This window comes from Streptomyces murinus (assembly GCF_002154555.1).
GTDB classification, from domain to species: domain Bacteria; phylum Actinomycetota; class Actinomycetes; order Streptomycetales; family Streptomycetaceae; genus Streptomyces; species Streptomyces murinus.
In genome coordinates this window covers 1-1,846 of sequence record NZ_MUNF01000863.1, presented here as the reverse complement: position 1 = coordinate 1,846, position 1,846 = coordinate 1, and the positions used below count along the sequence as shown (strand labels likewise).

2 protein-coding genes and 1 pseudogene are annotated in these 1,846 nt (G+C 71.2%); 2 read left to right on the top strand and 1 reads right to left on the bottom strand.

Annotated elements, in window-relative coordinates; genetic code table 11:
- Window positions 1–387: pseudogene (locus CCN72_RS35990) on the bottom strand (ThiF family adenylyltransferase); the annotation flags it as partial.
- 208 nt (window positions 388–595) lie between these two features.
- Between CCN72_RS35990 and CCN72_RS35985 the strand changes: the two are divergent.
- Window positions 596–1,168, top strand: a complete 573-nt coding sequence (locus tag CCN72_RS35985; protein WP_037660105.1) for a M48 metallopeptidase family protein — start codon at window positions 596–598, stop codon at window positions 1,166–1,168.
- Between the two features lie 146 nt (window positions 1,169–1,314).
- Window positions 1,315–1,846, top strand: a 532-nt coding sequence (locus CCN72_RS35980; RefSeq protein WP_244174652.1) for a TerD family protein, incomplete at its 3' end; no start/stop codon positions are given.

Genomic DNA, 1,846 nt, shown 5'->3' with positions numbered 1-1,846 from the left:
CTGACCACGCCCGAGCCGGGCCAGCGCGCCGCCCGGCTCGGGCGTGGTCAGGGAGAGCGAGGCCAGGTCGGGGCGCAGCCGCCGCAGCACCTCCGGCCGCCCGCGCAGCGCGGCCGCGGCGGGTCCGCCGCCGCGCGCGTCGTCCACCAGGCCCGCGCGGGCCAGCCGGTCCACCAGCGTGTCCACCCGGCCGTCCGGCAGCTTCAGCCGGCGGCCCTCCGCACGCAGGAGCGGCAGTCCCCGGGTGCCGTTGAGCAGGTCAAGGAAGCCGCTGGTGGCGGTGTCCATCGGACCCAGCGTCAGCGCGTGCGCGGGAGTCATCCCGAACTGCACCGTGCCCAGATCACGCCAGCCGCGCCGCAGCGCGGGCTTCATCACTGGATGCATGACAGATCCCCCAAATCCGCGTATCTACCGACTCTCAAGGCATCGGTGGATTGGTCGTGTTCCGCCGACGCCTGCCAGCATGCCCCCTCGGCCCGCGAGGCGTGGAAAGTTATCCACAGGCGATGGGTGATCTTCATATGAACCGGCAGGCGCGTCGAACCGTCCGGGAGCCGGGACTTTGCCCCTGTCCAGCGGGTAACGTCGGGGCGTGTCCGCCGACCCACTTCAGCACCGCGCCGGAAAGACAGAGCGCAGCGCGACGAGCGCGATCGAGGTCCGCAGGAGTGCCCGGCGCCGCCGGACGGTCTCCGCCTACCGCGAGGGCGATCGCACTGTCGTACTGATCCCCGCCCGGATGTCGAAGGCGGAGGAGCAACGCTGGGTGACCGTCATGCTCGACAAACTCGCCGCCCAGGAGAGCCGGCGGGTGCTCGGCGACGCCGAGCTGGCCGAGCGTGCCGAGCGGCTGTCGGCGCAGTTCTTCGACGGCAGCGCCCGCCCGGCCTCCGTGCGCTGGGTCACCAACCAGAACACCCGCTGGGGCTCGTGCACCCCGGCCGAGGGCAGCATCCGGCTCTCCCACCGGCTCCAGGGCATGCCCGAGTACGTCATCGACTACGTGCTCTGCCATGAGCTGGCGCACCTTCTGGTGCCCGGTCACGGCCCCGACTTCTGGCGGCTGCTGGAGGCGTATCCGCGCACCGAGCGGGCCCGCGGCTATCTGGAGGGCGTGGTCGCCGCCGCCCGGCTGCCGCACCTGCCCGACACACGGGGCGAGTGACCCCGTCCCGCGCGGGCCGCGTGTGTGTGGCCGGAATCGGTTCTGTACCGGGTCTGTACCGACGGGGACCGGCCGGGGTGGTTGTCGGCCACAGCCGTTAGCCTGGCGCGACGCACACCTTTCGGGATGGGGGACGGTCGTATCGCATGGCCAGGGAATTCCAACGCGGCCACAAGGCCAGGATCAGTGACCTCACCGCGGGCACCGATCTGTACGTAGGCGTGCAGATCGCCGGCCCCGGACTGACCTTCGACATCAGCTGTTTCGGCCTGGACGCCGAGGAACGGCTCTCGGACGACCGGTATTTCGTCTTCTTCAACCAGCCGAAGTCGCCGGAGGAGTCCATCCAGCTGCTCGGGGCCCAGGCGGGCGACACGGAGTCGTTCCGGGTCACGCTGGACCGGATCCCGGAAGGGATCCGCAAGCTGTCCTTCACGGCGACCCTCGACGGCGCCGGGCAGATGTCGCAGGTCGGCCCCGGCTACCTGCGCATCGTCGCGGGCGGCGAGGAGGTCGCCCGGTACTCCTTCACCGGCGCGGAGTTCTCCACCGAGCGGGCCGTCATGCTCGGCGACATCTACTTCAAGGACGCCTGGCGGTTCGCCGCCGAAGTTCTTCAGCAGCGCCTCCAGGCCGCCGTCGAAGCCCTGTCCGACCGCGGCGAACCGCCAGGCGTCC